This is a genomic window from Microcoleus sp. AT8-A3 (genome assembly GCF_036705675.1).
Taxonomy (GTDB): Bacteria; Cyanobacteriota; Cyanobacteriia; order Cyanobacteriales; family Microcoleaceae; genus Microcoleus.
The window spans coordinates 149,358-174,491 of sequence record NZ_JAUBVD010000004.1 but is presented as its reverse complement, the minus strand read 5'-3'; the positions used below and the strand labels follow the sequence as shown (position 1 = coordinate 174,491).

At 44.9% G+C, this 25,134-nt stretch carries 23 protein-coding genes and 1 CRISPR repeat array (1 of these 24 cut by a window edge); of the genes, 10 read left to right on the top strand and 13 right to left on the bottom strand.

The genetic code is table 11. The features are described from left to right. A CRISPR array of direct repeats spans positions 1–1,482; the repeat unit is 37 nt; unit sequence GTTTCAATCCCTGATAGGGTTTTAGGTTGTTTTCGGC; it reaches 5,202 nt to the left of the window's first position. A gap of 254 nt (positions 1,483–1,736) precedes the next feature. The 6 genes from cas2 to cas5d all read right to left on the bottom strand — a co-directional run bounded on the left by cas2 (position 1,737) and on the right by cas5d (position 7,813). Beyond that, the gene (gene cas2 / locus QUB51_RS04290; protein ID WP_333052664.1) at positions 1,737–2,009 is read right to left on the bottom strand and encodes a CRISPR-associated endonuclease Cas2; all 273 of its coding nucleotides are present in this window, start codon (positions 2,007–2,009) and stop codon (positions 1,737–1,739) included. A 15-nt stretch (positions 2,010–2,024) separates the two neighbouring features. Continuing rightward, a complete protein-coding gene (gene cas1d, locus QUB51_RS04285) occupies positions 2,025–3,029 on the bottom strand; it encodes a type I-D CRISPR-associated endonuclease Cas1d (RefSeq protein WP_333052662.1) in 1,005 nt (334 codons plus the stop codon). A gap of 22 nt (positions 3,030–3,051) precedes the next feature. Further along, positions 3,052–3,645 carry a CRISPR-associated protein Cas4 gene (cas4, locus tag QUB51_RS04280; RefSeq protein ID WP_333208389.1) on the bottom strand — a complete coding sequence of 198 codons (594 nt, stop codon included), beginning with the start codon at positions 3,643–3,645 and terminating at the stop codon, positions 3,052–3,054. A 276-nt stretch (positions 3,646–3,921) separates the two neighbouring features. After that, entirely contained in the window at positions 3,922–4,764 is an 843-nt protein-coding gene (gene cas6 / locus QUB51_RS04275; protein ID WP_333232822.1) for a CRISPR-associated endoribonuclease Cas6, read from the bottom strand. A gap of 3 nt (positions 4,765–4,767) precedes the next feature. Next, a complete protein-coding gene (gene cas3 / locus QUB51_RS04270) occupies positions 4,768–7,044 on the bottom strand; it encodes a type I-D CRISPR-associated helicase Cas3' (RefSeq protein ID WP_333259738.1) in 2,277 nt (758 codons plus the stop codon). Further along, positions 7,025–7,813 (bottom strand): type I-D CRISPR-associated protein Cas5/Csc1, encoded by a 789-nt coding sequence (gene cas5d, locus QUB51_RS04265; protein ID WP_333259735.1) that lies wholly within the window; start codon positions 7,811–7,813, stop codon positions 7,025–7,027. Before cas5d ends, cas3 begins: the two co-directional genes overlap by 20 nt. Before the next feature lie 25 nt (positions 7,814–7,838). Between cas5d and QUB51_RS04260 the strand changes: the two genes are divergently transcribed. Next, on the top strand, positions 7,839–8,414 hold the full coding sequence (locus tag QUB51_RS04260; RefSeq protein WP_333052653.1) for a Uma2 family endonuclease: 576 nt from the start codon (positions 7,839–7,841) through the stop codon (positions 8,412–8,414). Between the two features lie 37 nt (positions 8,415–8,451). Here the strand turns inward: QUB51_RS04260 and cas7d are convergent, their stop codons facing one another. From cas7d to mntA, 4 genes are read right to left on the bottom strand one after another with little or no spacing between them, the layout of a single operon-like run. Beyond that, positions 8,452–9,468 carry a type I-D CRISPR-associated protein Cas7/Csc2 gene (gene cas7d, locus QUB51_RS04255; RefSeq protein WP_333259731.1) on the bottom strand — a complete coding sequence of 339 codons (1,017 nt, stop codon included), beginning with the start codon at positions 9,466–9,468 and terminating at the stop codon, positions 8,452–8,454. Between the two features lie 11 nt (positions 9,469–9,479). Then, on the bottom strand, positions 9,480–12,221 hold the full coding sequence (locus QUB51_RS04250; protein ID WP_333259727.1) for a CRISPR-associated protein Csc3: 2,742 nt from the start codon (positions 12,219–12,221) through the stop codon (positions 9,480–9,482). 43 nt (positions 12,222–12,264) lie between these two features. Then, positions 12,265–12,708, bottom strand: coding sequence for a type VII toxin-antitoxin system HepT family RNase toxin (gene hepT / locus QUB51_RS04245; protein WP_333259724.1), 444 nt, complete (start codon positions 12,706–12,708; stop codon positions 12,265–12,267). Then, positions 12,705–13,157, bottom strand: coding sequence for a type VII toxin-antitoxin system MntA family adenylyltransferase antitoxin (mntA, locus tag QUB51_RS04240; protein WP_333052644.1), 453 nt, complete (start codon positions 13,155–13,157; stop codon positions 12,705–12,707). The genes hepT and mntA overlap by 4 nt, the downstream gene beginning before the upstream one ends. A 423-nt stretch (positions 13,158–13,580) precedes the next feature. Between mntA and QUB51_RS04235 the strand changes: the two genes are divergently transcribed. Then, a complete protein-coding gene (locus tag QUB51_RS04235; protein WP_333259720.1) occupies positions 13,581–14,432 on the top strand; it encodes a WYL domain-containing protein in 852 nt (283 codons plus the stop codon). 290 nt (positions 14,433–14,722) lie between these two features. Here QUB51_RS04235 and QUB51_RS04230 read toward each other — a convergent pair whose 3' ends face one another. After that, entirely contained in the window at positions 14,723–14,938 is a 216-nt protein-coding gene (locus QUB51_RS04230; protein ID WP_172188518.1) for a hypothetical protein, read from the bottom strand. A gap of 251 nt (positions 14,939–15,189) precedes the next feature. On the opposite strand from QUB51_RS04230, the gene grxC reads away from it, so the two are divergent. Beyond that, the gene (grxC, locus tag QUB51_RS04225; protein ID WP_333259773.1) at positions 15,190–15,504 is read left to right on the top strand and encodes a glutaredoxin 3; all 315 of its coding nucleotides are present in this window, start codon (positions 15,190–15,192) and stop codon (positions 15,502–15,504) included. Between the two features lie 123 nt (positions 15,505–15,627). On the opposite strand, the gene menD is transcribed toward grxC, so the two are convergent. After that, positions 15,628–17,538, bottom strand: coding sequence for a 2-succinyl-5-enolpyruvyl-6-hydroxy-3-cyclohexene-1-carboxylic-acid synthase (gene menD / locus QUB51_RS04220; RefSeq protein WP_333259716.1), 1,911 nt, complete (start codon positions 17,536–17,538; stop codon positions 15,628–15,630). Between the two features lie 73 nt (positions 17,539–17,611). Here menD and QUB51_RS04215 point away from each other — a divergent pair, with 73 nt between their 5' ends. Continuing rightward, entirely contained in the window at positions 17,612–17,908 is a 297-nt protein-coding gene (locus tag QUB51_RS04215) for an antibiotic biosynthesis monooxygenase (protein ID WP_333259713.1), read from the top strand. 111 nt (positions 17,909–18,019) lie between these two features. On the opposite strand, the gene QUB51_RS04210 is transcribed toward QUB51_RS04215, so the two are convergent. After that, positions 18,020–19,453: an isochorismate synthase gene (locus tag QUB51_RS04210; protein WP_333259709.1), complete on the bottom strand. Its 1,434-nt coding sequence runs from the start codon at positions 19,451–19,453 to the stop codon at positions 18,020–18,022. 428 nt (positions 19,454–19,881) lie between these two features. Between QUB51_RS04210 and menA the strand changes: the two genes are divergently transcribed. The 6 genes from menA to QUB51_RS04180 all read left to right on the top strand — a co-directional run bounded on the left by menA (position 19,882) and on the right by QUB51_RS04180 (position 25,132). Next, positions 19,882–20,778, top strand: coding sequence for a 2-carboxy-1,4-naphthoquinone phytyltransferase (gene menA / locus QUB51_RS04205; protein WP_333052635.1), 897 nt, complete (start codon positions 19,882–19,884; stop codon positions 20,776–20,778). A gap of 150 nt (positions 20,779–20,928) precedes the next feature. Further along, positions 20,929–21,174 (top strand): hypothetical protein, encoded by a 246-nt coding sequence (locus QUB51_RS04200; protein ID WP_333052632.1) that lies wholly within the window; start codon positions 20,929–20,931, stop codon positions 21,172–21,174. Positions 21,175–21,179: 5 nt separating this feature from the next. After that, on the top strand, positions 21,180–21,590 hold the full coding sequence (locus tag QUB51_RS04195; protein WP_333052630.1) for a retropepsin-like aspartic protease: 411 nt from the start codon (positions 21,180–21,182) through the stop codon (positions 21,588–21,590). Between the two features lie 27 nt (positions 21,591–21,617). Beyond that, positions 21,618–22,415: a 2-succinyl-6-hydroxy-2,4-cyclohexadiene-1-carboxylate synthase gene (gene menH, locus QUB51_RS04190; protein WP_333208398.1), complete on the top strand. Its 798-nt coding sequence runs from the start codon at positions 21,618–21,620 to the stop codon at positions 22,413–22,415. 11 nt (positions 22,416–22,426) lie between these two features. Next, on the top strand, positions 22,427–23,563 hold the full coding sequence (locus tag QUB51_RS04185) for an o-succinylbenzoate synthase (protein WP_333259706.1): 1,137 nt from the start codon (positions 22,427–22,429) through the stop codon (positions 23,561–23,563). Between the two features lie 147 nt (positions 23,564–23,710). Beyond that, positions 23,711–25,132, top strand: a complete 1,422-nt coding sequence (locus QUB51_RS04180) for a 2-succinylbenzoate--CoA ligase (protein ID WP_333052623.1) — start codon at positions 23,711–23,713, stop codon at positions 25,130–25,132. Positions 25,133–25,134 lie beyond the last annotated feature (2 nt).

Genomic DNA, 25,134 nt, shown 5'->3' with positions numbered 1-25,134 from the left:
CCTGATAGGGTTTTAGGTTGTTTTCGGCTATCAGCACCTAAAGTCAGGGAGAGCAAACCCAATGTTTCAATCCCTGATAGGGTTTTAGGTTGTTTTCGGCTGGAGCCACTAAAGCTGTACTGCCAATATTGGCTTCCCTGAGTTTCAATCCCTGATAGGGTTTTAGGTTGTTTTCGGCCCTCTGTCTGCATAGAGCAAGCCTCAGCAATTCGTTTCAATCCCTGATAGGGTTTTAGGTTGTTTTCGGCCTTTGGTAGTTGTCAGGGTTCATGATTCCTCCTGTCTAGTTTCAATCCCTGATAGGGTTTTAGGTTGTTTTCGGCGATAGAGATACAAAGTTTGCAGCGTGCTTCATTCGTTTCAATCCCTGATAGGGTTTTAGGTTGTTTTCGGCCCGTCGCCGATCGCGATCGCTCCTGGCGTTAAGCAATTGTTTCAATCCCTGATAGGGTTTTAGGTTGTTTTCGGCCACAGGAAATGGGATGGAGAATGGCCCGCAAGCAAGAGTTTCAATCCCTGATAGGGTTTTAGGTTGTTTTCGGCCGATCGCCTAGCGGTTCATGCCACAATGAATTTATAGTTTCAATCCCTGATAGGGTTTTAGGTTGTTTTCGGCCCCGCATCGATCCAGACACTATAGAGAAAATTTGTGTTTCAATCCCTGATAGGGTTTTAGGTTGTTTTCGGCCCGAAACGCCCTTCGGGGCGTCTGCCGGGTGGTTGTGTTTCAATCCCTGATAGGGTTTTAGGTTGTTTTCGGCATTCGATCGCTCGTCCGGCAGTGCCAACAATCAAAAGTGGTTTCAATCCCTGATAGGGTTTTAGGTTGTTTTCGGCCTCATCTTTATTACCTCGCCTCGAACAATATCACCAGTTTCAATCCCTGATAGGGTTTTAGGTTGTTTTCGGCATGAAGTGTTCGACAAACAGCGTCGCAGCCTACTTTGTTTCAATCCCTGATAGGGTTTTAGGTTGTTTTCGGCATCATTCTTGCCATTCTGCGAGCAATTCGTTCGTGTTTCAATCCCTGATAGGGTTTTAGGTTGTTTTCGGCTCCCCGCCCGCGTCCCTTCACAAAAGATGAAGCAGACGGTTTCAATCCCTGATAGGGTTTTAGGTTGTTTTCGGCCGTTCTCGCCAATACTAGATGCTATATACATTTTGTTTCAATCCCTGATAGGGTTTTAGGTTGTTTTCGGCTAGAAGATTACTACAGCAAGAATAGATTAGCAGGTTTCAATCCCTGATAGGGTTTTAGGTTGTTTTCGGCTCGATAAGTTCAAAGGCAAATACGTTTGATTCTTGTTTCAATCCCTGATAGGGTTTTAGGTTGTTTTCGGCCATATATGAGGATGGTTGGGCAGTTAAGTATCAAGTTTCAATCCCTGATAGGGTTTTAGGTTGTTTTCGGCAAAATCGGACTTTTGAGCTTGCAGGAATCTATGGTTTCAATCCCTGATAGGGTTTTAGGTTGTTTTCGGCCGCCGGGGTCTGGGAGGCTTGAAATATAAGGTTTTCAAGGTTCAGTTGCGTCTGACTGCAATCAATATACCATTTGAGCGATCGCCCTGTCAAGGGGGCAAATTTCAAATAGACCTCAAACTCTTTCCCAGTAAAGCTTTCAGCATTTGCGTCTGACCCGCATGAGGTACAAACCACCGCAAACCCAGTCCTGGCAAAGCTCTCAGCCATTAAAATTCACCCCCTCAGTTTAACACCTACAGCCAGACGCAAAATCAAACCATAAAGATCGTAGTATCCAGCGGTGCCCGGCCGCCAATCCGCTCGATCTTCCCCTGACAGCAAGCACACAAATAGTGAAACAGGATGCTGTCTTCTTCCGACTTAATCACCCTACTCAGACGTTGGCGCATCCGGGCATACTGAGTATCCGTCACCTCGCAATGAAACACCGAATACTGCTTCCATTCCCCATAAGACTTGAGAATCTGGTGAATCTTAGTGCGGCGCTTGTCCTCAGATATATCGTAGCAAACCAAAACAAACATAACTTAATTGCCTCCCTATTTCAAAATCAAAGGTGGATACTTATCAACTTCACCCATCAAATACTTAGCCATCAGCCGCCCTTGAATTTCAAAAGCTTCTTGATAACTACACAACTTTCCCATCACAGGATGCTTGAACTTTGACTGCTTCTTTTCTTCGTAAAGTCGCAAAAAATTGTGCAGCGCTTCTTTTGTTAAAGAAACCGCCCCGCTCAACGGTTCTGCCGTAAAATCATTAGGCGAAACTTTCTGCAAATTAATCGCCTTCAACACTACAGCATCAACTACCAAAGGTCGAAATTCTTCCATCAAATCCAGCGCTAAGGAAGGACGGCCATAGCGCTCAAAATGCAAATATCCCAAATACGGATCGAATCCCACAATATTCACCGCACTTTGAACATCGTGCCGCAGCAGAGAATATCCCAAACTTAACAGAGAATTTACCGGGTCAGTAGGCGGACGGCGGCGGCGAACTTCAAAGCTAAAATCTGGCACGCGAATCAGTTGATTGAAGCAGCCAAAATAAGTCGCACTACCCGCCCCCTCCAATCCTCGCAGAGAATTAATACTCGAAGTTTTCTCAATAGACGCGATGACTTGTTTCAATTGGGCAATGGGTTTTTCAAAATCCTGTGGAGAATATTTGCGCTGACATTCTAACAAAGTATTGCGGTAATTCTTGAGTTTTCCCCGTACAAAGCCTCTCACTAAATGCACGGATTTTTCCGATTCCCCAGCCGCTTGCCACTGAGCTTTTCGCACAAAAATATTTTTCGTCATCTCCGGTTCCAACCTCCCCAAATAACGTCCGTTTAGCGTCAAAAAACTTAAAGGAATGTGACGTTCCAAAAGTTCCACAACCACAGCCGGCGAAACTGTAGCGCGTCCCAATGCAACAACCCCATCAATCTTAATTAATGGCACGTCCAACAGATTTTTTTTGTCAGCTTTAACCGTCAGACGTTCATCGACTTTGCCAATAAAAGCATCTTCTTGAGTAATGTAAACTGTTCCCATTGTGAATTCTCCTATTTGCAGGTTAACTTGCTTCTTGATAGCGGTTGACTTTGGCCGCAGCTTGGGGCAGACATTGGGGAAAAAGACTGCATCCCGTACACCGAGCGGTGTAAACTGGTAAAGGGATATTTCCCGATCGCCAAAGAGCACCGACTTTTTCAATAGTGGCGATCGCATCCTGTCTCAAACCCTCAGAAATCTCGACTAATTGCCGCTGATGCGACTGCGCGTAATACACATATCCAGTCGCAATAGTTTTCCCCGTCATCTCCTCTAAACAAAGCGCTTGGGCGCAAACTTGCAACTCATCATTATCCCATTCCCCCTTCCGTCCCCGCTTGTATTCCACGGGGTAAATCTCACCCTCAGCCGACTCAATCAAATCCGATTTACCAATCAGTTTGTAGCGCTCGGATTTCAGCCAAATCGCCCGCACCTGCCAAGTTTCATCCCGGTTAATCTCGCCCATCGTGTGAACGCGATCGTGCAAACTCGTCCCTTCAATGGTATACTGATTATCGGTAAATTCTCCCGCACAAGACATTCGCCAGCAGCGGTGAGGACAGTAAGAATACTGGTTGAGAGTTGCGATCGAAATGTAATCAGAATCGTTCATAATTTTGATGGTTTGTAGGAAATTAGTAATTGGAATTAATTAGTGATGCCCCATTCCGCCAGGGGTTGAAACCCCTGTCTCATAGCTAAAGTCGGTTGAAACCGACTGAAGCAGTAATTTAATCATTGATGATATTTTGAGCTTATCGGTAACAGTAAGCGCAAAGGTTGAAACCGACTGAAGCAGTAATTTAATCATTCATTCTTGCAGTCCTCTTCAGAGGACTTTAGCTATTAGGCAGGGGTTTCAACCCCTGGCGGACTATGGGTTTTACGTTCAGTTATCAAGAACTTTTTTAACAACTATTCGCCTAGTCATTCCCATCCCCATCGGAGTTTTCCTCCCCACCCCGCAGTAAACAGCAAAATCAGCCAAAGCATTAATTTGCTTAATCGCTAAAGGCTCCACATCTCCCAAAATCCGATAACTAACCTCCCCAACCATGCCGACAAAATCGCTTTGATAGTTTGTCAATTTTTCACTGCGGATATTGACAAATGTCGAAAAAAGTGCATCGAAGGAAAGATCGGGAAGTGCGATCGGGCTGTACTTATTCCAACGACTGAGGAGACTATTAAAAACGCAGTCTCTAGTAGGAATCACGGAATCAAATTTTCCCTGCCGAAAGGTAGTAGGAGTTGCAAAACTGAAGGCAATTAAGCGATTAGTTTCGGAAGCGCGATCGTACAATTGAGAGTAATCGCAAGCATTAGCCCAAGGCTGATCTACTTGGGGCGTTCCGAGAATCTTGGTAATCATCAAATCTGCGGGTCCGAGATGCCACGGCTTCGAGGGATTGAGGTTCAGCCAAAGATTAGTTAACTTGCCGAATAAAGTGTCATCAAGGAGAGTAATTCGCCACCAACAGAGGGTGTGTTCTGGAATCGATTCTGTGTGTTCCCATTGCAGGAAATGGTGTTTTTTGAAAGGGCATTTTTTAGTTTGCAAAGGGCTGAGAGTGAAGGATTTTTGGGCGGTGGCATCGTGGAGGCGATCGCCGAGTTGTTTGTCAACGGAGCTCACGAGGGTGAGGAAGAGGGCGTGCAGGTGTCTTCCGGTGAGGTATCCGGGGGGAATTGGGGCCAGGGGAAGGATGTTGAGGACTAGGCTGTGCGGCATAATTTAAACTACCCAGAATTCTTGATTGTCAGGACATTTTAAGGTAATGCCAGCGGAGGCGATCGCCAAAATTCCCGATAAACTCGGAAAGAATGTATATTCTTGTTCGTTAGCAAAGCTATCTTTGACCGTAATCGGATAGCATTCGATTCCTTGTTTTCTGAGTTTGAGAATTGCCCAGCGATTTTTGCGATGTTCTCGGACAATCACACCGGGCATTAAGGGCGGTGTAAGCTGGGAAATTAACGCTGTGGGACGGACGTTATCGCCGATCGTCCGTTCGATCGTACAATTTTTAAAAGCATAAAGTTTGCAAAGATAGTTGTTTGCAAAATCTTCTAAATCTGCAACTTGCAAGGCAAATTTTAGTCCGTAAGTTTCGGTGGCGCGATGGGTAAGCACAATCCCATTTTCATCGGACGCAAATTCAAAAAATCTCAGCAGGTGAATGGGATCGAGATTGGTTTCGCCGACTTCATCGAGTAAAAAGTTTTTGGGGTCATAAATCTTGACATTTTCAAACAAACTTTCTCGAAACTTGAAAATTGGCGCATAACTGGCTTTGAGAATTGTCGCGTATTCTTTCAACTCTTCGGCAACTTTTTGGTTTTTGCGGATTTTTTCCTCAACTAATTCGATTGACTTTCTCCCAGAATCAATTTCTTCCCAATCTTCGGGATAGTTTGCTTGCATAAAACTGATGACGCAGTTTTGACCACCTTTAATGTACTGCCACTCTTTTTGAATTTGTTTGATAGTAGATTTAGCCACATTTTCTGCACCTTGCAATACCTTCATCCGCCGCCGATAAGAATTCCAGTCTCGCTTGCCTCCCAAGACTATTTGCATGGTTTGATAAAGCTGCATAACTAAACTTGCTTCGGGCAATTTTTCCAGCAATGTTTCTAGTTCTAGTAAGGGTTTGGCAATTTCTAGAAAGGCTTCGGAACGCCAGTAAATGTCGAGAAAGGGACGCTTCATGCAGTCTAGACTTTCTAACATTTCCGTCAGGGTTTTGCGTCCACCGGAACAGTCAAGTTGTTCGATGCCTTGTTCCCAAGCGCGATCGGGTAAATAGGCGATCGCCTCTGAAGGAATTTCGGTTTGCGTTTTCCCTAACACCCTTCCGACACGCCCGATGCGCTGCCAAAATGAAAAGCGATCGCGCGTGGAAAAAATCAACCAATCGAGATTTTGCCGGGGTGTTTCTTTCTCCCGATCGAAGTTGAAGCCCACATCGACGGTACTGGTAGCTAGAATCACTTGTTTTTGGGCGGCCAGCGGGCGTTCTTCCTTGGGTGTATCCCCCGTAATCCGCCCGCAGAAATCGGCAAATCCGCGATCGCGCAATCGATCAGAAATGCGGCCTAGGGTATCTTTGGCATCAAGAATTACTGCCCCATTTTGGTCAGGATTTTCTCTGAGTCGCCGCAGAACTTCTTGGACAATTTCTGCGATCGTAGTTTCTTTGTCAACCTGCTTGCGAATTTCTAGATTGACTTCTGTTTGAGAAGGACGTAGATAACTAATTTGACTTTTTCCATCGATTCGAGCAATTTTTACCCCATTTTTTCCTAAGACATTTAAGGCTTCTTCGCAAGCAGGTTCTGGCGTTGCCGTCAACAGAACAATTTTTCGATTGTACTGAAAGTAGCCAAACTCTTTAGATAAAGCGAGATAGAAAAACAAGCTAACTAATTGTTTGGCATCGTAAAGGTGAAATTCATCGAAAATTACAGTCGAGAAACTGCTGTAAAATTCACTGGCAATATTTCCGCGATCGAGATTATTGTAAGCAAAAAACGTCGCATAGTAGAAAATATCCGGGTTTGTCACCAGCAAAATTGGTCTACCGCCACCGCATTCGGGAAAAATAGTTGCAGGTTCGCGCAAAACATTATAGATTTTTTCCCCTGAACGTTTCCCAACGCGATCGTCGGGCCAGGAATTGACTTGTCTAGCAGAAGCAGCTTTCACGATATGAGGTAAGCCCGCATCCCGAACAAATTTTTCGGCGGCTTCAGTTTGCTGGTCAACTAAGGCATTTGTCGGTGCGATATATATAGCATTGCGCTGAGAGTTGTGCAGCAAAACACTCAATCCGGCTTTGGTTTTTCCCGTTCCAGTCGGTGCGAGATCGAGAATGATATCATTATTTTCGGACGCTTCATAAACATCTACTTGATGCTGCAAGGCTTGTCCCATAAATTCCAGTTGTGTAGGCAATTGGGGACAGGCAGAAATGCTGGCTGGTTCGAGTTTAATTTTTAGATAATCCATTGTTGTTTCCACCACAAAATTCAAGGTTAGCTGGGAGAATAAAATCCTCGGCTTGCAGCGCTTCACCGCGAAACGAAAGATTTTTCAATAACGATGCGGGCGGCATCGAAATTAAGTCGAAAGCGAGGAGTTCGATATTTGCAGGTAAGTCGGCGGCGCTGAGATAAGTATTGCAGCGGTAATCGCCCCTCGGAAGTTGCACAACATCGAGTTTTTTCACGATTTCAACACGGACTTTGCTGGTAAATTTTCCAACGCGAATGTATTCGGGCAATTCGCGATCGCCAAATACTAATGTCTGAAACCGATTTCCCCGTTCAATTACTCGCAGTCGCCCGGTTTGGGGGAAGTTGCTAGGGCGATAGGTACTGGGTTTTTTCCCCGTTCTACTGAGGGGTAAATCTTCGCGCGCCGTTGCTACTCGGTTGTTGGTCATGGCATACCAATAGGAGTCAGAAAGGGCGTTAAACCGCTCAAATCGGAAGGATAAAGTGCCGTCAGCCGGCCATGCGGGGAGGATGTAGCTATTACCGGAAAGGGGCGTTAAATCTTCTATATACCGAGGTCTGCTGGTGTCTTGGCCGGTAAGGCGATAGGGCGATCGCGCCCAACCTAAAGCATAGGCTAGTGCATAATTGCCGATCGCCCCTTCGGTATAGTAAGTATCGGACAATTCCCGCGAGGCAAAAAACACGGGTTCGGCGCACCAAAGTTCTATCAAGCGTGCCGTGGAATGTGTCAAAATAGAGTTGGATCGGTTTTGAGTCATAAATTAATAAGGATGGATTAAGAATATGGTTGCAAGTCAAAATTCCGGCTATCTTTCTCCAGAAGATTATCTGCAATTAGAGGAAACCAATTCGGTTAAACATGAATACAGGCAGGGCGATATGTACGCAATGGCAGGGGCAAGTAATACTCACGTGCTAATTACTGGAAACCTGTATGTGTTGCTGAGAAATCATCTGCGCGGACGAGGTTGTCTCCCATATATTTCTGATACAAAGGTTCGGATTGAGAGGATTAACACCTATTACTATCCAGATATTGCGGTTACTTGCGATCGCCGGGACAGAGAGTTTAGCAATTTCTTGCGCTATCCCTGTTTGATTGTGGAAGTTTTATCTGAGACAACAGAAGCTTTCGATCGCGGGGACAAATTTACCGATTACCGAAATTTAGAATCTCTCCAAGAATACGTACTCATCAGCCAAACTCGAATACAGGTTGAGTGTTTTCGCCGTAATGACCAAGGACAATGGGTTCTCTATCCTTATCGAGAAACGGATACAATTCATCTGGCTAGCGTGGATTTTTCCTGCGCGATCGAGGATTTGTATGAAGATGTAGACTTTTCTCCTATTTCTTAGTTTTAGGAAGGGCGAAAGCCTTTCGCCCCTACAATCACTATTCTTCTGATTTTTTACCCTTTCCTTTCTTCCCACCTCCTTCACTCTTCACCTTCCGCCAGGGTGCGTAGGATTCATCCAAGCGTTTGAGGAATGTTTCTTGTTCCGGTAGCGACCAATGGCGATCGACATCGGCAATCAGCGCGTCACATTCGGTGGCGGACAACTGCATCGAAATACCTCGTTTGTTTGTCCAACTGCTGATAATTTCCTGAGTTGCATCTACTAAAGATGCGGTTTTTAAAGGATGTTCTAGGGCGGTATTTTTTGCTTTCAGCTTGTCATAAATTCCTTGTACCAATTCCAGGGAACTCGGCAGTTCGGCAATACCGCCAAATACACCGAGAATTTGATTGTCCATGCGTCCGACGCGGCTGGAAACGGCACCATAACGACTGGTTAATAAAATGTTGCCGAGGGTGTAGCGCAGTTCGTCAGCGGTGACATCTTTGAGGGTGACAATATCGAGGAAGTGAACCCCAGGTTTGATGTATTCGCTGGTGTTGAGGGCAGTCGAAGCGTTACCCTTTTCATCGCGCATAGTTCCGGTTTCAAAGATAGCATTGATGGTGCGATCGGCAATTAGTTCTGTCGAATGCAACACGCTAAACGCATCCTCTGTCCACACCCGGCTTTTTTGCGCCCCTTCTCCCCCCGCAGCAAAGCCGTAGAGGAAGCAATCAACGCACATTTCACAAGGCGCATTGGTATTGAGAGCACAAATTGCATCAGTTTTTGGTGCCGTGTAGAGAAGATTTTGCGAGCGCAACAACTCTCGTCCTTTCCGCCTTTCCGGTGCAACTTGTTTGCGTTTTGTCATCACCAGCCGAGGAATTGATTCGGTATCTTCAATGCCAGCTTGCACGTATTCGCTGCACATCGGTTCGCCCGTTCCCTCTGTCCGAAAAATGGTTTCCGATTGCGTGGTACGAAGGACAACAATCCCAATGGTGCGGCCTTTGGGGAAGTTTTCGTAGCTGGGTGCGAGGAAGGGTTGCAATTTTGCGATCGACATTTTGTATTCTCCTAGTTGTTTACAGATTCGGTTTCAGATTCGGCTTCAAATTCGGTTTCAGATTCAGTTTTAGACTTAACTTCTTGACGCGCTTCTTTAAAAAAGAATAAGTAGGCAGCCTCAAGGGTCTTACTATCAGTTAGCAGTCGTTCGGAACGCGAGTGATAAACCCCCTCAAATAGTTGTTGCAAAACTTGATAAAACTGCTTTATTTGTTCATGTTTCGGTTTACCAACGCCGTGTTCTCGAATGCGATCGAGACGGTTGTGGTATTGCTGCACTAAGGCGGCAAATACCGTGTCCCAATCCATATGAGATTTTCGAGATCGTACAGCTTTGATAAATGCTGAAAACGGTTCAGTTTGGGCAGTGCGGCGGGGGGAACGGCCACACAAATTGGCAACTTGGGCAATGTGTGCGGCTTGCTTGAGATAGCTAGAAACGCGATCGTGTTCTTCTGACATGAGACTCCTCAGTAAAGTATTCAAAGGTTCTTTTATGCGCGACCAAATTGCCTCCAAATTGGGGTCATCTTGTTCCCGCAGCAGCCAGCGCAGCAGGACGTAATAGAAACTCAGGGGACGAGTTGCCGCCCGCGCCAAGTCATACAAACAGTCATCTTTTTTCTGAATACTTGCCACCGAAATAGCTAGCTTTCCGATACAGCGCAGCCGTTCTAAAACTTGCTCTGCCGTGACTGCCGTGCGCCGTTCTTCCTTGGATAAATGACCGTTTCGCCGATACTGGCCGCTGCCTAATAGTGGCTGCAAAGATGACGGAATTCCCTCAACTTTTCCGAAAAAATCCCAAGTTGGTTCGACTTCCAGATTGGCACCCAAAACAAAGGGAAAACCAAAGTCAAATGGCAAACTCATTTCCAACGCCAATCTGAGCGATTTTAGCAACGCCACCGAGTTATTAACTTCTCCCCACAGCACGGGAATTGTCACCGTTGAGTTGATAAATTCAGGACGTTTTGGCAGTGCAAACCCAACCATTTTGTTGGATTGAAAAACCCTCTCGTTTTCGCGGTAAAGTTTAATTTCGTCAACTGTTACTGTCCCATCTTCATTGTGGGCTGCGGTATTTTTCAGAAAATTTTGCCAAATTGTTCTGAGTTCAATACTCGATCCTTTTGGCAGGGCAAAGTGAAGATATAGCGGGTCTTGTTTGACAGAATTAGGGAAATTTGCACCCACTGCCATCAACTGATAACCCAATGCCGATAAGTTATCTGCCCGCCGTTTGGGTTCAGCAATCATGCCGCCGGGAAGACGATTGGAAAAAGCTTGGACTTTGGTTCCCGGTGGCATTTTTGGGGAACTCAATTCGCCGATTTGTAGCGATGTTGTCCCCAAGGAACAGCGCTGGCGCGGGTTAGCTTCAATGTAGGCTGTGAGTTCATTAAAGCCTTGCCAATTGGCTGGTGTGGAAAAGTTGAGCAGTTGCCGAACGGCATTTACCAACTCTTCAGATACGTCTATCTCTTCGGCTTTGCCGCGCAGTTGAAATGAGTCTTCTAAGGCGGCAAATACCTTTTCTAGCTTCTGTTCGCGATCGCCCTCGATGGATTTAGCCGCAAACAAACAGCGTCCGTACTGCGCGTTAAACGGTTCCAATGCCGCCCGCTGTTCTGGGGATAATCCGACTTGCGTTGCAATTCGATCCCAAACATCCTTGGGGCTGAGTTCGGCGGCCCGATAGCTGAGGTAAGCAGTTTTTAGTCCTTCAGAAATGGCAAATTCATCGGCATTGGAAACTGGATGCAAGCCGACAGCAGCGGCTGCGGTAACGGCATTTTCTCCAGCATCGCCGCCATATTTGTCAATATCCTTGGCGACTTTTTCAACTTTGTAACCGCTGGCTTTTTTTAGCAGTAACTTATCTACTTGGTCTAAAGTTGCTTCTGGGTTTTGTTGGATGGCTTGCGGGTCGATTTTGATGCCGTCTTTGGTGGCGTTCACGAGTTGTTCGACGTTGCTGCTAAAGACGCGATCGATCTTTTTTTGCCATTTTTGAGCAATGATTAAGCTTAAATCGCCGTCGGGAAAGGCTTCTCCGACAAAAATTTGACCGTTGGGATCGATCGCGAGAGTATGCAAATTGCGATCGTGCAAAACCTCTTCACAAGCTGACAGCAACAGCGAAGTTAAATAACCTCGGTCTTCGGAAAGAGTGACATGAAACAACTTACTGTCACGCTGCAATGCAACGGTTAACTCGGTTTCAACTTTGCGAATGCGCTTATTTTCCTCAATTCCTAAGTCAAATAAGTCGCCCCCAATCAACATCGCGGCCCAACGTTTGATATTGGGATCTTCAGGCAAAAAACGCATTCCATCGCTGGCGCTGTGGCCGGAATGGCGTTCTATCAGGCGGCGGACGAGTTCGAGTTCGGACTCGGTTTGGGCGAATTGGGCAACGCAGGCGCGATCGAGTTGTTGTAGCAAAAAAGTGCGATCGCGTGCCAACGCCTTAACATTGCGTCCGTCCTCTGCCAACTTATTCAAATCGTGAACGGCAGTCGCGGCCAGAATACAAGCGCGTTTGTCATCGGGAACTCCGGCAATTTTGCTAACCGTTAAAACGAACTGACAAGCCGAATCGAGGTGTTCGGCAAGGGTGCGTCCTTGGCGAGTGCCATACTGTCCGTGATTGGTATGCAGTTGGTACAGTTGGGGACGAACTTCCATAAAGTAGCGGTGGTCTAAAGTTTGAGGTTCTTCGTCAAAAAGCAGACTTTTTAGTGACATAATTCGCCCTCATAAGTTCATCATTTTTTAGATTAATTACTATTTAGCTATTATTCTCTCGAAGAGAATCTAGATAAGTAGTGACTTGCCGTTGATAAATCGGGTATTTCTGCAATACAAGATCGATGGCTTGATGCACTTTGACAGGATCGATTTCGTCATACAGATGTACCAGACGGTTACGCAAAACACCTGATTGAGATAAGATGCTAGCTAACTCCGCTGTTATAATGCCACAGTTGCTAACTTCTATAAAAACATCAAAGTTGCTATTCGGTTGCTGGACTTCTAAGCGCTTGAGCAAATATCTATTGACATCAAGTGCAACTTGAATAATTAGTTGCAACAATCGTTCTACAATTAACTGGTTTCCTCGATTTGTGAGATATTCTTCTAAAGAAATTGACTCAAAACAACTTAAACTCTCTAGATAGTCTGTCATAAAATCCAGCTTAGCTAGGACGATGGCAGGCTCAATCTCCTTCATACTCCCCTCCTTTGCAACGCAACCTCGATTTTTTGTCGCAGATTCTGACGCAGCACTTCTAATTCTGCATCAGTCATGAAACATTGTTGTTTAAAAGCTTCAAATTTACCTAATTCTGTTTCGTACAGTAAAATTCCGTCTCGCGCTACAAAATGAGCAATTAGCGACGAACAGCGATGTAATTCCACCACATCAATATCGTCACTATTTATTCTAAAAAGTTGACCCAAAATTCCTGGAACTTCAAACCAAGAAAATCCCCGGTCTTGGCAATATTCTTCCCTAAGCTTTTCATCGTAAAGTGCGGCAAAATCCCAATCACTTTTTGGGTGAGTATCACCTCTGGCACGAGAACCAAAGAGGATTAGCATTTTGAGGTAAGGAATTTGTTCGGGAAGTTGTGAAGCAATTTCCTGAAGTTCAGTCAGTGTTGGGGAAATTTGGAGCATGGTTAACTTTTGTAGGGTAAACAAATTCGACGACTAGTACAGATAAATTTTTCTAGTCATAATAAATTGTCTCTAACACTCTATCTTTAGAGGGGTAGAAAGAGAAAAATTCCTTCAAACCCCCTGACAAAATAGCCTTACACCCTATTATTGACGTTCAGCAACAATCGGTTTCGTGCTACTGCCGGCTCAGGCGACGTTTCTCAAATTCAGTCCTGAACGCATAAAACCAAAGAAACCGGGTTTTTATACTCGAACTGTCGGGTAGAACGCGTCTTTTCGTAAAAAAACCCGGTTTCTGACTACCATGCGTCCAGGACTGAAATTTATAGCCTTCGTTATCTCTGGGATGTTTGTACTTGCACTAAAATTATATTTACATTGAAAACCCAATCTGTCAAGTGTGCAAGTACAATTTGTTTGATGCCCCGCAAAAAAGAGACAATTACACTTTCAATTCCGACCGGAACCAAGGAACAGCTAGAGGCGATCGCCCTTCGCCTCGGTATCTTATGGGGCAAAAGTCCCAGTGTGTCTGGGTTACTGGTCGCAATCGCCCAACAAAAAATCGAAGTGGGCGAACCCTTTACCCTCAATTCAGTGCAGGTACAATCCTTGAACAAAGCCGTCAAATTCCTCAACGACTCTGGCGAAGTCGAAGCCGCCCAGATCGTCATGGCATTACTTTTGGACAAAGCCAATCTGGAAACCCCTTTCCGGCAAAAGTTGCTCGAACAAGTCAACCAAACTGCCGAAGCGTGGCGGCTTCGACTCAATCAACTGATTGACGATCGCCAACCGTTCAGGCTGTTTTACCAGTCAGGCAAAGACAAATTGAGCGAATTTACTGCCCGCAGTGCCAAAATTCGCCTCTACGACAAGCGCCTGTACCTAGAAATCTGGTGCGACGATGCCGATCCCAGAGAAATCCCGGAATTAGCTCACAATCGGTGTTTGCGTTTGGACAAGATTGTTAACTTGCTACCTGCCAGTGAAAATTGGCGCGAAACCATAGACTATCTGGAAGTACACTTACACTTTTTAAGGGGATTGGCTGGAAACTATGAAGCCAAAGAGGAGGACGATGTGGCAAATGAAATGGTGGGAGACGTGCGCCATGTAGTGAAGCGGGTATCCAGCCGATTCTGGCTGTTCCGAGAGGTGTTTCGGTACGGCAAAGACTGCGTGATTGTCTCGCCCCAGAATGTGCGCGATCGCTTCCAACAAGAACTGATCGCCCTCTGCCGCCAGTACAACATCGAAATCCGCGATTAGAGGACTTGGAAGTACCGAAAAACACACAGAGACTTAAGAAACCGGGTTTTTTCCGAGATTAAGGGTTTGAATCCAGTATTTTGGTAAAAACCCGGTTTCTGACAACCCGCGATTAAATCAAAAAAAAAGCAGCCGGTAAAGGCTGCTTTGACAAAAAAACCGTTGTTGAGTTAGAGGAGAAAACTTTAAATCGAATTCAAATTACCGCTGTTTCAACTCCTGCCTGAGTTTCCACTATTTTCATCTACCGCTGACTCACCTTGCCTTCAGAACAAAACTTCAAATCCCGATTAGAATGCTGCGGAAAGTTCGTTGACTACTTGGACTCTGCCTCTGAGCACCGCCCGCAGCAGGCGGTTGACACAGCCTCTGTCTTCGTCATTCAGAGAGTCGTCGAAGGTGGCGGCCATCAAACCGTAGCGATCGGCCAGAGTCAAAACGCCTGTATCCGTTACAGAAGCGAGGATTTCAGAGATAGCGCCGGGGAGGAGTTGTACGGGGTGCATGGCAGTGCGGTTGAATTCGATATATTTATCATCTTCTGCTTTCCTCAAAAAATCGGTGATATTAATGAGGCCGCGAAGGTGATTGTCAGGGGTGAAAGCAAGTGATCCGAGTAGAGTCAAATTGTGATTTGGGTCACAATGCGATCGCCCGACAGCTTAAAACCCACCTCTGGCAGATGCGCCCATACCAGCGGAATTTATACATTGGGTATGATTTCTAAATGAGTTCCACCCTTACCCCCGTACTGAAAATGCTTGATTTTCTCAATCCCATCTTGGGCCGCAAGCCCGATCGCATCAAAGCCAATGTGGAAATCTATACTTGGCAAACCTGTCCCTACTGCATCCGCGCCAAAACTTTGCTGTGGTGGAAAGGCGTAAATTTCACGGAATACAAAATTGATGGCGACGAAGTGGCTAGGAAGGCAATGTCCGATCGCGCTAACGGACGCCGCAGCGTACCCCAAATTTTCATTAACAACCAACACGTAGGCGGCTGCGATGACATTCACCAACTCGATGCAGAAGGACAGTTAGATCCGCTGCTAGCTCAACCTGCAGTTTAAATTAGTTAGTTCGCGAGCGCACGGGTGGTCAGAAACCGGGTTTTTTACCGATTCTAGGGCTGCAACGAAGTATTTCGGAAAAAACCCGGTTTCTTGGATCGCGCCGTGCGCCATTCCTGAAAATTACAAATCTTTGGCAAATTTACCTAGATTGTCTTGTCGCCATTTAGCATCCGATCGCCTGTCTGTTTGCAATTCTAAGACGCGAATCCCGCTATTTGGCAGCAAATTTAATTTTTCTTTGAACTGTCCCCAATCCTCAATTACCTCGTGTTCCACCCCATAAGTTGCACACAACTGAGCAAAATTGATATCCTGCGGCGTGGCAAAAAACTCTTCAAAGGGCGGGTCAAATTTGGCAACGGGCAACATTTCAAAAATTCCGCCGCCGTTGTTATTAATTAATATGATTGTCAGATGACCTATAAATTTATTTTTAATTAAAAAACCGTTTGTATCGTGCAAAAATGCTAAATCTCCTGTTAGCATGATGCTGCTTTGATTGCGGTGAGAAACTCCCAAAGCTGTTGATAATGTGCCGTCTATACCGTTAGCGCCGCGATTGAAAAACGGCTTTATTTCTAAGTTGTTCGGCTTCCAGAAAAACTCTACATCTCTGACGGGCATACTGTTAGCAATAAATATCGGTGTTGCGGGTGGCAAAATTTGGGAAAGCAGCCAGGAAACTTTGGGCTCGATTATGTGGTTAATTGTTGATATTTTTTGGTCTATTGTTTGTCTGACTTGGATTTCGGTGTTGCGCCAAAGTTGGAGGTATTCGTTTGAGGGTGAGGTTAGAACCCCCCCTAACCCCCCCTTATTAAGGGGGGGGACAAGAGTTGACTCGCCCTTGTTTAGGGGGGAGATTTGAGGGGAAATAGCAGTGGTAGCAGGGGATCGATCCCCCCCTAACCCCCCCTTAATAAGGGGGGGGACTTGAGTTAATATAGTTGGGAGATTAGTTGCGAGATTTTCTACGGAGGTTCGCAGGTGAATTGTTTTGCCGTGTAGCGGATCGAAGTTGTGGTGGCTGGGGTCGATTATGTAGCGTTTTGGTTGGGTTTTGTCTAGCCAGTTTCGCAGTTCTTTGCTTGTGGGTAAGTCTCCGATTTGAATTGCGATTTCTGGGGTTAATTTATCTGCTAGTTCGCGGTTTCGCAGGATTAAATCGTAGGTGGAAATGAGATGGGGGTTTAGTTGGGCGTAGTTTCTGACTGGGGATAGTCCTTCTGCTAAAACTGGCCAGTTTAATAATTGAGAAATTTGACCGATCGCGCTACAGTATTTTTCGGCAAATTGGGGCTGTGCAACGCCTGCAATAATAATCCCCCGATCGCACTTTTGCCATTGTTGCATTGTACTTTCTTCTCCCCCCCTTAACAAGCTGGGAGGGGTAGAGTTTTCTCCGGCAAAAATTGGTTCTAATCCTGCAAAGAACTCTTCGGGATTGAATTGTGTTTCTAAAGCTTCTACGGCTATGTCTGGAACGGGTACAAGCGGGTCGCGAAAAGGGATGTTGAGGTGAACGGGGCCGGGAGTTGGAAATTGCGATCGTTCCCAAGCATACACGATCGTCTGCCGCAGATAGTCTAGCATTCCTGTGGACGCAGAAGGTATCGCTAATTCGGCTTGCCAGTTGGGATAATTGCCGTATATTTTAACTTGGTCGATCGCTTGTCCGGCGTGACAGTCCCGCAGTTCGGGAGGTCTATCGGCGGTGAATATTAGCAGCGGAATTCGACTTTCTCTGGCTTCTATTATCGCAGGATAAAAGTTGGCTGCTGCCGTTCCCGACGTACAAATTAGTGCTGTTGGTAAACCGGATTTTTTGGCAATTCCTAATGCAAAAAAACTAGCCGATCGCTCGTCGAGTATGGGGATAGTTTCTATTGTGTTGTTCTGGGCAAAGGCTATTGTTAGCGGTGCCGATCGCGAACCGGGACAAATCACGGCGGTAGTTAATCCCAAACGCTGCAAAGTCTCTGCTAATACGGAAGCCCAGACGGTATTTGTGTTGCGAAAATCTATTGACATTGCTAAATCTGAGTAGCTCAACTCTGTATTGTGCTACGATATTATACCCAAATAATTGTCAGGATACATTTTTATGATTCTTGAGGCGGTTGTGCTGAATGTCAAATCTGGCTGTGAGGGCGATTTTGAGATAGCTTTTAGAGAAGCCTCCAGTCTGATAGCGTCTATTGATGGATATTTATCTCACGAACTTCATCGCTGCACAGAAGTTAAAGGAAAATATCTATTATTGGTGAGATGGGAAAATTTAGAAGCTCATACAATTAGATTTAGGAATTCTGCTGAATATCAAGAGTGGAAAAGAATGCTTCACCATTTTTACGATCCTTTTCCCATAGTTGAACATTTTGAGGAAGTTAAAATTAATTAACATGATTTACCCATTCCAACCAAAGAAACCGGGTTTTTACGGAATATTCGGGCTACAACGCATCTTTTCGTAAAAAACCCGGTTTCTGGGAGCGAATTAAAATAAGCTGAATTAAACTAAAGCATTTAAAAGTGCTTGTAATTTGAGTTGAATTTCTGCTAGTTCTTTTTCTGGTTCCGAACCCGCCACAATACCAGCACCAGCATAAAGTATAGCCCGATCGCCGTCGATTAAAGCCGATCGAATGCCGACGGCAAATTCGCCGTTGCCGGTGCGATCGATCCAGCCGATGGGTGCTGCATACAGAGAGCGATCGCAGCTTTCGCAGCCGCGAATTTGCTGTAGGGCAATATCTCTCGGTACGCCCGCCACCGCTGGCGTTGGATGCAGTTGGGATAAAATCTTTAATAAATGAATATCGCGGGGAATTTTAGCCCTTATGGGCGTCCACAAATGCTGAATGTTTGACAGTTGCAGCAGTCTCGGTAGTGGAGAAAATTCGGGATTGATACCGAGACTCGACAGGCGATCGACTATAAAATCAATTACAACTCGATGTTCTCGAATATCCTTTTCGCTGTTGAGTAAACCTTTGCCTAAATTCGCATCTTCCGCTTCATTTTTCCCCCTCGGTGCGGAACCTGCTAAGGCATCTGTTACTAACTCATTTTTGTGAATGCTGATTAAGCGTTCTGGACTGGCACCGATGAAATTTTGACCTTTGCCGTTACTGGTGGAAAATACGTAGCAACCGGGATAAGTAAGGCGCAAGTTATTTAACGAATCTATTAAACTGAAAGGGGTTTGGGAAATGACATTTATTGCTTGGGACAAAACAATCTTACTGAAATATTGAGAGTGGATCAAGTCTAAAGCGGACTTGACGGATGTTTTAAATTGAGTGGCATCATTCACAGGAATTTGTTTGAAAAATATCGAGCTGTTTCTAATAGACGTGATTTTTTTGTAAGCTGAACACGAAATTTTATCAAAATTTTCCCAAATATTATCCGTGATAATTTTAACATTTATATCTCGGTTTATAATTGCATTGGCAACAATTGTGCAGCTATCTTTCAGGCGAGTAATCTGCCATTTTGGTAAAAATACGCTGCCAGGGGGGAAGTAAGAATTGGTCGCGACATTCTCATCGAAAAAAGCAAAGCTACAAAAAAAGTGGGGCCCGCTGAAGGGCAAGCGTTCTGTACCGATGGTAATTGTTCGGGCAAGACAAGATTGAATAAAATTTTGAGCTAGGGTAAATCGATCGCTTCCGGCTACTGTTAAATGGATGGCCGAATCTAGGGCGGCGATCGCAAAACTGTTGCCGGAAATCGGGTCTCTTTTTTCAAAGTAAAAGTGCCGCTGGCAAGGTTCGGAAATCTCTTGAAGTACAACTAGCGGATCGACGGGGGCAATCTCCTGAGAAATACTAACTATCTTGGTTTGATCTTTTTCGGTTAAAGACTGCTGGCAATCTAACAGAAACTGATGCAGTTGATTGCGGTCTTGTAAAAGATTAGCGCGGTGCGGTATTACTGTCATGAAAGCGAGAATAGCAGATTTGTCAGAAAGAGTGCGGTTTTGTCCCGCTAGAACCCCTATTTCGATCTAAGCACGGGAGGGCGATCGCAAAACATGACCTTTCGAGTTTCCCGGAAAGTTTGGGATCGGCGGGGGGCAAAAAACAGACGATCTTCTTCGAGGGCTTTCCTTCGGATCGCGAAAGCTAACGCCAACCCGCGATCGATCGAAACATTTAGACATAAAACTTTAAGATTGAGCGACTCAATCTCGACTCTCATACGATCGCCCCCACAGAGGTTTGCAGACGGGCATTACCGGGCGCGCGATCGCCCGCAAAGCCTGTCAACGGATACCCCCCGCGCACTAAACCCGATGCAGAGTAGAGTTTCTTCACCAATAAAATTGTAAAATTACTACGCTGCTATCAATTGCATCAAGTTTGTGTAATGACAACAAAGTTAATTGAACGTCCAAATAGTAAATTGTGGCTGGCGGCAATCAAGCCGCCCATGTACAGCGTTGCGGTAATTCCTATTTCAGTAGGAACAGCAGTTGCTTTTGCCGAAACTCAAACGATTAATTCGTCAATTTTTTCGACATTTTTAATGTCAGCCATTTTGATTATAGCATGGCTGAATCTCAGCAATGATGTATTTGACTCAGAAACAGGCATCGATAAAAATAAAGCGCATTCCCTAGTTAATTTAACCGGAAATAAAGCTTTAATTTTCGGGCTGGCAAATCTATTTTTAGCAGTGGGAGTGTCGGGAATCTGTGCCATAAGCTGGTGGCAAAAAGACCCAACAGTAATTTTGCTAGTAGTTTTGTGCTGTGCTCTCGGCTACACTTACCAAGGGCCTCCATTTCGTCTTGGCTATCAAGGTTTGGGGGAAATAATTTGCTTTTTTACCTTTGGGCCGCTAGCCTTCGCCGCTGCTTATTACAGTCAGACTCAAACTTGGTCTGCAACTAATTTTGCGGCTTCGGTAATCGTGGGAATTACTACGAGTATCATCTTATTTTGTTCCCACTTTCATCAAATTGCGGATGATTTGGCGGCGGGAAAAAAATCGCCGATTGTGCGACTCGGTACGAAAAAAGGTGCTCAGTTGTTGCAGTGGTTATGCGGCAGCGTTTATACTTTGACTGTGCTATTTGTGGCTTTGGGAATGTTCCCAATTTGGACGCTGTTGATTTTTGGAAGTTTGCCATTTGCGATCGACCTTTGCCGCCATGTCACAGACTATCACGACCAACCTGCAAAGGTGAGCAACTCTAAGTTTATCGCAGTTACGCTGCATTTTTCGAGCGGATTGCTGCTGGCGTTGGGCTTTGGTTTGTAGATCGGGCGATCGAGAATTCGGGTAAACTGGAGGTATGGTTTGCTAAGCTGAGGGAGTTGGGCGAGTTGGCAGAGTTGGGCGACTTCTCAAAATCTTCTTTAATTCAGCAATCCGTACCTCACATTGAATGGTCAAAAGGAGAATCAAAGCATGAGTACGCAAACAGAAATTGACAAAATCATGAGCCTAGAAGAAATCATCCACTTATATCCTAGCGAGTGGGTGCTAATTGCTTACACTGAGCTGGATGAGGATTTGAATGTAATTCGAGGTGAAGTTTTAGCACACTCACCGGAGCGCGATTTGCTTTACAATAATGCTTTGTCAAGGAAGGGAAAATCGGTGGCAATAGAATACACCGGCCCTATCCCTGAAGACTTAGCAGCTATGTTGTAACAAAAATGCCAGATTATCAAAAAGCTTATCGCTTATTGCGTCACGGACGAAATTTGCTCGCGGTGCAAGCAACCATTGGTGGAAATAATGGTGAGGCTACTGAGTATCGGGTGCGTTTATTGGTGGATACGGGAGCCAGCTACACAATATTGCCAGTTAAAACATTAGAGGATTTGGGTTACGATACGCGCAATCCTCTACGCAGGCAAGAAATCTTTACAGGTCAAGGAAGAATCTATGTTCCTGTAATTAATGTATCTTGGTTTAATTGCGTGGGTCAACTAATAGAAAATTTTGACGTATTTGCCCACGATATACCGCCAAATGTTCGTATAGATGGTCTTCTTGGTATGGACTTTCTCACTCGTTTTCAGGCAGTTATCTCTGTTGGCGATGCGGAAATTAGATTTCAGTAAATACGGCAATTATACTAATAATTGTAGATGGACTTTAAACATTATCAATTTCACTATTCCTTAACTGGCAACAAGAATCAGCCGACAATTTTATTTTTGCATGGATTCACGGGCAGCAGTCAAGACTTTAGCAGCGTCATTCCCTTACTTTTTAACAGTTATTGCTGCTTAGCAGTTGACCTTCCAGGTCACGGAGAAACTAGAGTCAGCGGCGACGAAAGTTGCTACAATATATCAAATACAGCCCAAGCATTGATCCAGTTATTAAATGATTTACAAATAGACAAATGTTTGTTATTGGGCTATTCAATGGGCGGGCGATTGGCACTTTACATGACATTACATTTTCCAGAAAGATTTGAGAAAGTAGTGCTGGAGTCTGCCTCGCCGGGATTGAAGACAGAAAAAGAGCGATCGCACCGCCGACAAGCCGATTTACAGCTAGCACAAAAGCTGGAAAATAGCAACATTAAAGATTTTTTATTCAACTGGTACGATATCCCTTTATTCAAATCTTTAAAAAACTCTCCTAACTTCGACAAACTCATAGAAAGCCGCTTAGCAAACAATCCCTTAGAATTAGCCAAATCCCTCCGCAACATGGGAACCGGCAACCAGCCATCTCTCTGGGAAAAACTCGCACAAAATCAAATCCCCATCATCTTGCTAGCGGGAGAATATGATGATAAATTTATAAATATAAATACCGAAATGGCCAGCTTGTGTCCGGCGGCTACTCTGGAAATTGTACCCAAAGCTGGTCACAATATCCATTTTGAAAATATTGATAAGTTTGGATCAGTTGTGAGACAATTTTATGATTAACTAAAAAACTAATGCTTTATCAATTCGAGTTTCGCACTTATCAGCGAAAATTTAAGCGCCCCTTGCAAACAAGTCACGGCATCTGGGATATTCGCGAAGGAATTATCCTGCGACTTGTGGACGAAAATAATCGAATTGGTTGGGGAGAAATTGCCCCTTTGAGTTGGTTTGGTTCCGAAAGTTTTGAGCAAGCTTTAGATTTTTGTCACCAGTTGCCAGCTAATCTTTCATCAGAGATGATTTTTGCTATTTCCGGTGAATTGCCGGCTTGTCAATTTGGCTTTGAGTCAGCACTATCAAACTCTAGATTCCCCCTAACCAAGGGCGGGCACGGGGGCACCGCCCCTACTAAGGGGGGGACAAGAAATATTCTCCAAGTCCCCCTTATTAAGGGGGATTTAGGGGGATCTAGACTTCGCCTAAAATCGACATTGATTGCGGGTTCAGTCTTAAGCAGTCACCAATGGAGAGAGGTTGGAAATGAGGAAGAAAAAAATCGGTTCAGCGGTTTATTGCCAGCAGGAGAAACAGCTTTGCAGGCTTTACCAATACTTTGGTTAGAGGGATATCGCACGTTTAAATGGAAAATTGGTGTTGCTGCAATTGAGGAAGAATTAAAGATTTTTCAGCAGCTAATCCAAGTAATGCACAATTTGTGCGATCGCGAAAAAGCATTTTTGCGGTTAGATGCCAACGGGGGACTCAGTTACTCGCAGGCTAAAACATGGCTGGAAGCTTGCGACAAGGTAAAAGCAACTCCCGACTTTTCCGCAGACATTGAATTTTTGGAACAGCCGCTGCCAGTAACACAGTTTCAGGAAATGGTAGAATTGAATGCTATTTATACAACTCCGATCGCCCTTGACGAATCTGCCGCCAACCTCGATCGCATCCAAGAGTGCTACAGCCAAGGCTGGCGAGGCATTTTCGTCATTAAACCTGCGATTGCTGGTTCTCCATCCCAACTGCGAAAATTTTGTCAAACTCATAAGATAGACGCTGTTTTCTCATCAGTATTTGAAACCGAAATCGGCAGACAAGCAGCATTAAACTTAGCAACACAATTGTCTTTAAATAATAGAGCACTCGGCTTCGCCACCGATTGCTGGTTCGATGACAATCATTCGATTTTAGATTTTAGATTTTAGATTTTAAATTACTCCTGGGGCTCAGAAACCGGGTTTTTTACGAAAAGACGCGTTGCAGCCGACAAATTCGGTAAAAAACCCGGTTTCTTTGTCGGAGTGAGTAACTCCTGTAATTGTTTTGAAGCGAGAAACTTGGTGAAAGCATCTATGGCAACAAATCTAACAGTAAATATCCTGGATATCGCGTGTGGCTTGCCCGATGATTGGCTGATCGGTTGTGACAGTCGCGAATTTGCCCGAATTGTCGATCGGCTATTTCAAGAAATCACCCAAAATCCCGCACAAAAAACACCCCCAAAAATTTGCATCGCCGAAGCAGAACCAGTGCAATTTCTTGCCAGTTTCACCGCCGCCCGCGCCGCCAAATGCCCGATTTTTCTCTGCAATCCCAACTGGGTAAAACAAGAATGGCAACAAGTCTTTGATTTAGTTCAACCAGACTTAATTTGGGGACAATGCCCGCTTCCCACCACTCCCCATATCCCAGTCTGCGAAGGCGGACTTCGTTTGTATAGCCGCGAATTCCATTCGCCGACAAAAAGCGGTTTTGATACAATCATGATTCCCACCGGCGGTTCTTCAGGAAAAATCCGTTTTGCCATCCACACTTGGGAAACACTAACCGCATCAGTACAAGGTTTTCAACAATATTTTCAAGTTGACAAAATCAACTCTTTCTGCATTTTGCCCTTATACCACGTCAGCGGTTTAATGCAATTCATGCGTTCTTTTACTAGCGGCGGACAACTGGCAATTCAGCCATTTAAAGAATTAGAAAATGGTAAAATATGCGATATCGAACCCGAAGAATTTTTCATTTCTTTAGTTCCAACTCAACTGCAACGGCTGCTGCAAAATCCCGATACAGCTAATTGGCTTGGACGCTTTCGTGCCGTACTTTTGGGCGGTGCTCCCGCTTGGCCGGAACTTTTAGAAACAGCTAGAAACTATCAAATCAAATTAGCGCCCAGTTATGGCATGACCGAAACCGCCTCGCAAATTGCTACACTAAAACCCGAAGATTTTCTCGCGGGCAATAACAGTTCCGGTCAAACTTTACCCCATGCTAAAATAACTATTCGGAGTGCAAATGGTGATATTTTGTGCGAAAATCAAATCGGAAATATTGTGGTAAATGCTAAATCTTTGGCGTTGGGTTATTATCCTAAAAATATTGGCGATCGCCAATACTTCCAATTAGACGATTTGGGATTTTTTGATAAAAATAACTACTTAAATATCGTCGGACGCAGCAGCGACAAAATTATCACAGGCGGAGAAAATGTTTTTCCGGCGGAAGTTGAAGCCGTTGTGCGATCGACTAATTTAGTTGCGGATATTGCTGTAATTGGCTTGCCAGACAAAGATTGGGGTCAAGTCGTTACGGCTATCTACGTTCCCGCTAATTCCGAAGTTACGGTCAAAAATCTGCACGCAGCAATAGAAGATAAGTTGAGCAAGTTTAAGCGGCCGAAATATTGGGTAATTGTCGAACAATTGCCGCGCAATTCTCAAGGCAAAGTCAATCGAGAACAATTGCAAGAAATTGCGATGTGTCATCGCCGGTGAAT

Bases quoted from the DNA above. Each gene is read 5' to 3' on its own strand.
- QUB51_RS04210 (WP_333259709.1), bottom strand. From the start codon at position 19,453: ATGACAGTAATACCGCACCGCGCTAATCTTTTACAAGACCGCAATCAA.
- cas2 (WP_333052664.1), bottom strand. From the start codon at position 2,009: ATGTTTGTTTTGGTTTGCTACGATATATCTGAGGACAAGCGCCGCACT.
- QUB51_RS04250 (WP_333259727.1), bottom strand. From the start codon at position 12,221: ATGTCACTAAAAAGTCTGCTTTTTGACGAAGAACCTCAAACTTTAGAC.
- cas7d (WP_333259731.1), bottom strand. From the start codon at position 9,468: ATGTCGATCGCAAAATTGCAACCCTTCCTCGCACCCAGCTACGAAAAC.
- QUB51_RS04235 (WP_333259720.1), top strand. From the start codon at position 13,581: ATGCCCCGCAAAAAAGAGACAATTACACTTTCAATTCCGACCGGAACC.
- QUB51_RS04215 (WP_333259713.1), top strand. From the start codon at position 17,612: ATGATTCTTGAGGCGGTTGTGCTGAATGTCAAATCTGGCTGTGAGGGC.
- menH (WP_333208398.1), top strand. From the start codon at position 21,618: ATGGACTTTAAACATTATCAATTTCACTATTCCTTAACTGGCAACAAG.
- cas6 (WP_333232822.1), bottom strand. From the start codon at position 4,764: ATGCCGCACAGCCTAGTCCTCAACATCCTTCCCCTGGCCCCAATTCCC.
- menD (WP_333259716.1), bottom strand. From the start codon at position 17,538: ATGTCAATAGATTTTCGCAACACAAATACCGTCTGGGCTTCCGTATTA.
- cas4 (WP_333208389.1), bottom strand. From the start codon at position 3,645: ATGAACGATTCTGATTACATTTCGATCGCAACTCTCAACCAGTATTCT.
- mntA (WP_333052644.1), bottom strand. From the start codon at position 13,157: ATGCTCCAAATTTCCCCAACACTGACTGAACTTCAGGAAATTGCTTCA.
- QUB51_RS04185 (WP_333259706.1), top strand. From the start codon at position 22,427: ATGCTTTATCAATTCGAGTTTCGCACTTATCAGCGAAAATTTAAGCGC.
- cas1d (WP_333052662.1), bottom strand. From the start codon at position 3,029: ATGGGAACAGTTTACATTACTCAAGAAGATGCTTTTATTGGCAAAGTC.
- QUB51_RS04200 (WP_333052632.1), top strand. From the start codon at position 20,929: ATGAGTACGCAAACAGAAATTGACAAAATCATGAGCCTAGAAGAAATC.
- cas3 (WP_333259738.1), bottom strand. From the start codon at position 7,044: ATGGATTATCTAAAAATTAAACTCGAACCAGCCAGCATTTCTGCCTGT.
- QUB51_RS04260 (WP_333052653.1), top strand. From the start codon at position 7,839: ATGGTTGCAAGTCAAAATTCCGGCTATCTTTCTCCAGAAGATTATCTG.
- cas5d (WP_333259735.1), bottom strand. From the start codon at position 7,813: ATGACTCAAAACCGATCCAACTCTATTTTGACACATTCCACGGCACGC.
- menA (WP_333052635.1), top strand. From the start codon at position 19,882: ATGACAACAAAGTTAATTGAACGTCCAAATAGTAAATTGTGGCTGGCG.
- QUB51_RS04180 (WP_333052623.1), top strand. From the start codon at position 23,711: ATGGCAACAAATCTAACAGTAAATATCCTGGATATCGCGTGTGGCTTG.
- QUB51_RS04230 (WP_172188518.1), bottom strand. From the start codon at position 14,938: ATGCACCCCGTACAACTCCTCCCCGGCGCTATCTCTGAAATCCTCGCT.
- grxC (WP_333259773.1), top strand. From the start codon at position 15,190: ATGCTTGATTTTCTCAATCCCATCTTGGGCCGCAAGCCCGATCGCATC.
- hepT (WP_333259724.1), bottom strand. From the start codon at position 12,708: ATGAAGGAGATTGAGCCTGCCATCGTCCTAGCTAAGCTGGATTTTATG.
- QUB51_RS04195 (WP_333052630.1), top strand. From the start codon at position 21,180: ATGCCAGATTATCAAAAAGCTTATCGCTTATTGCGTCACGGACGAAAT.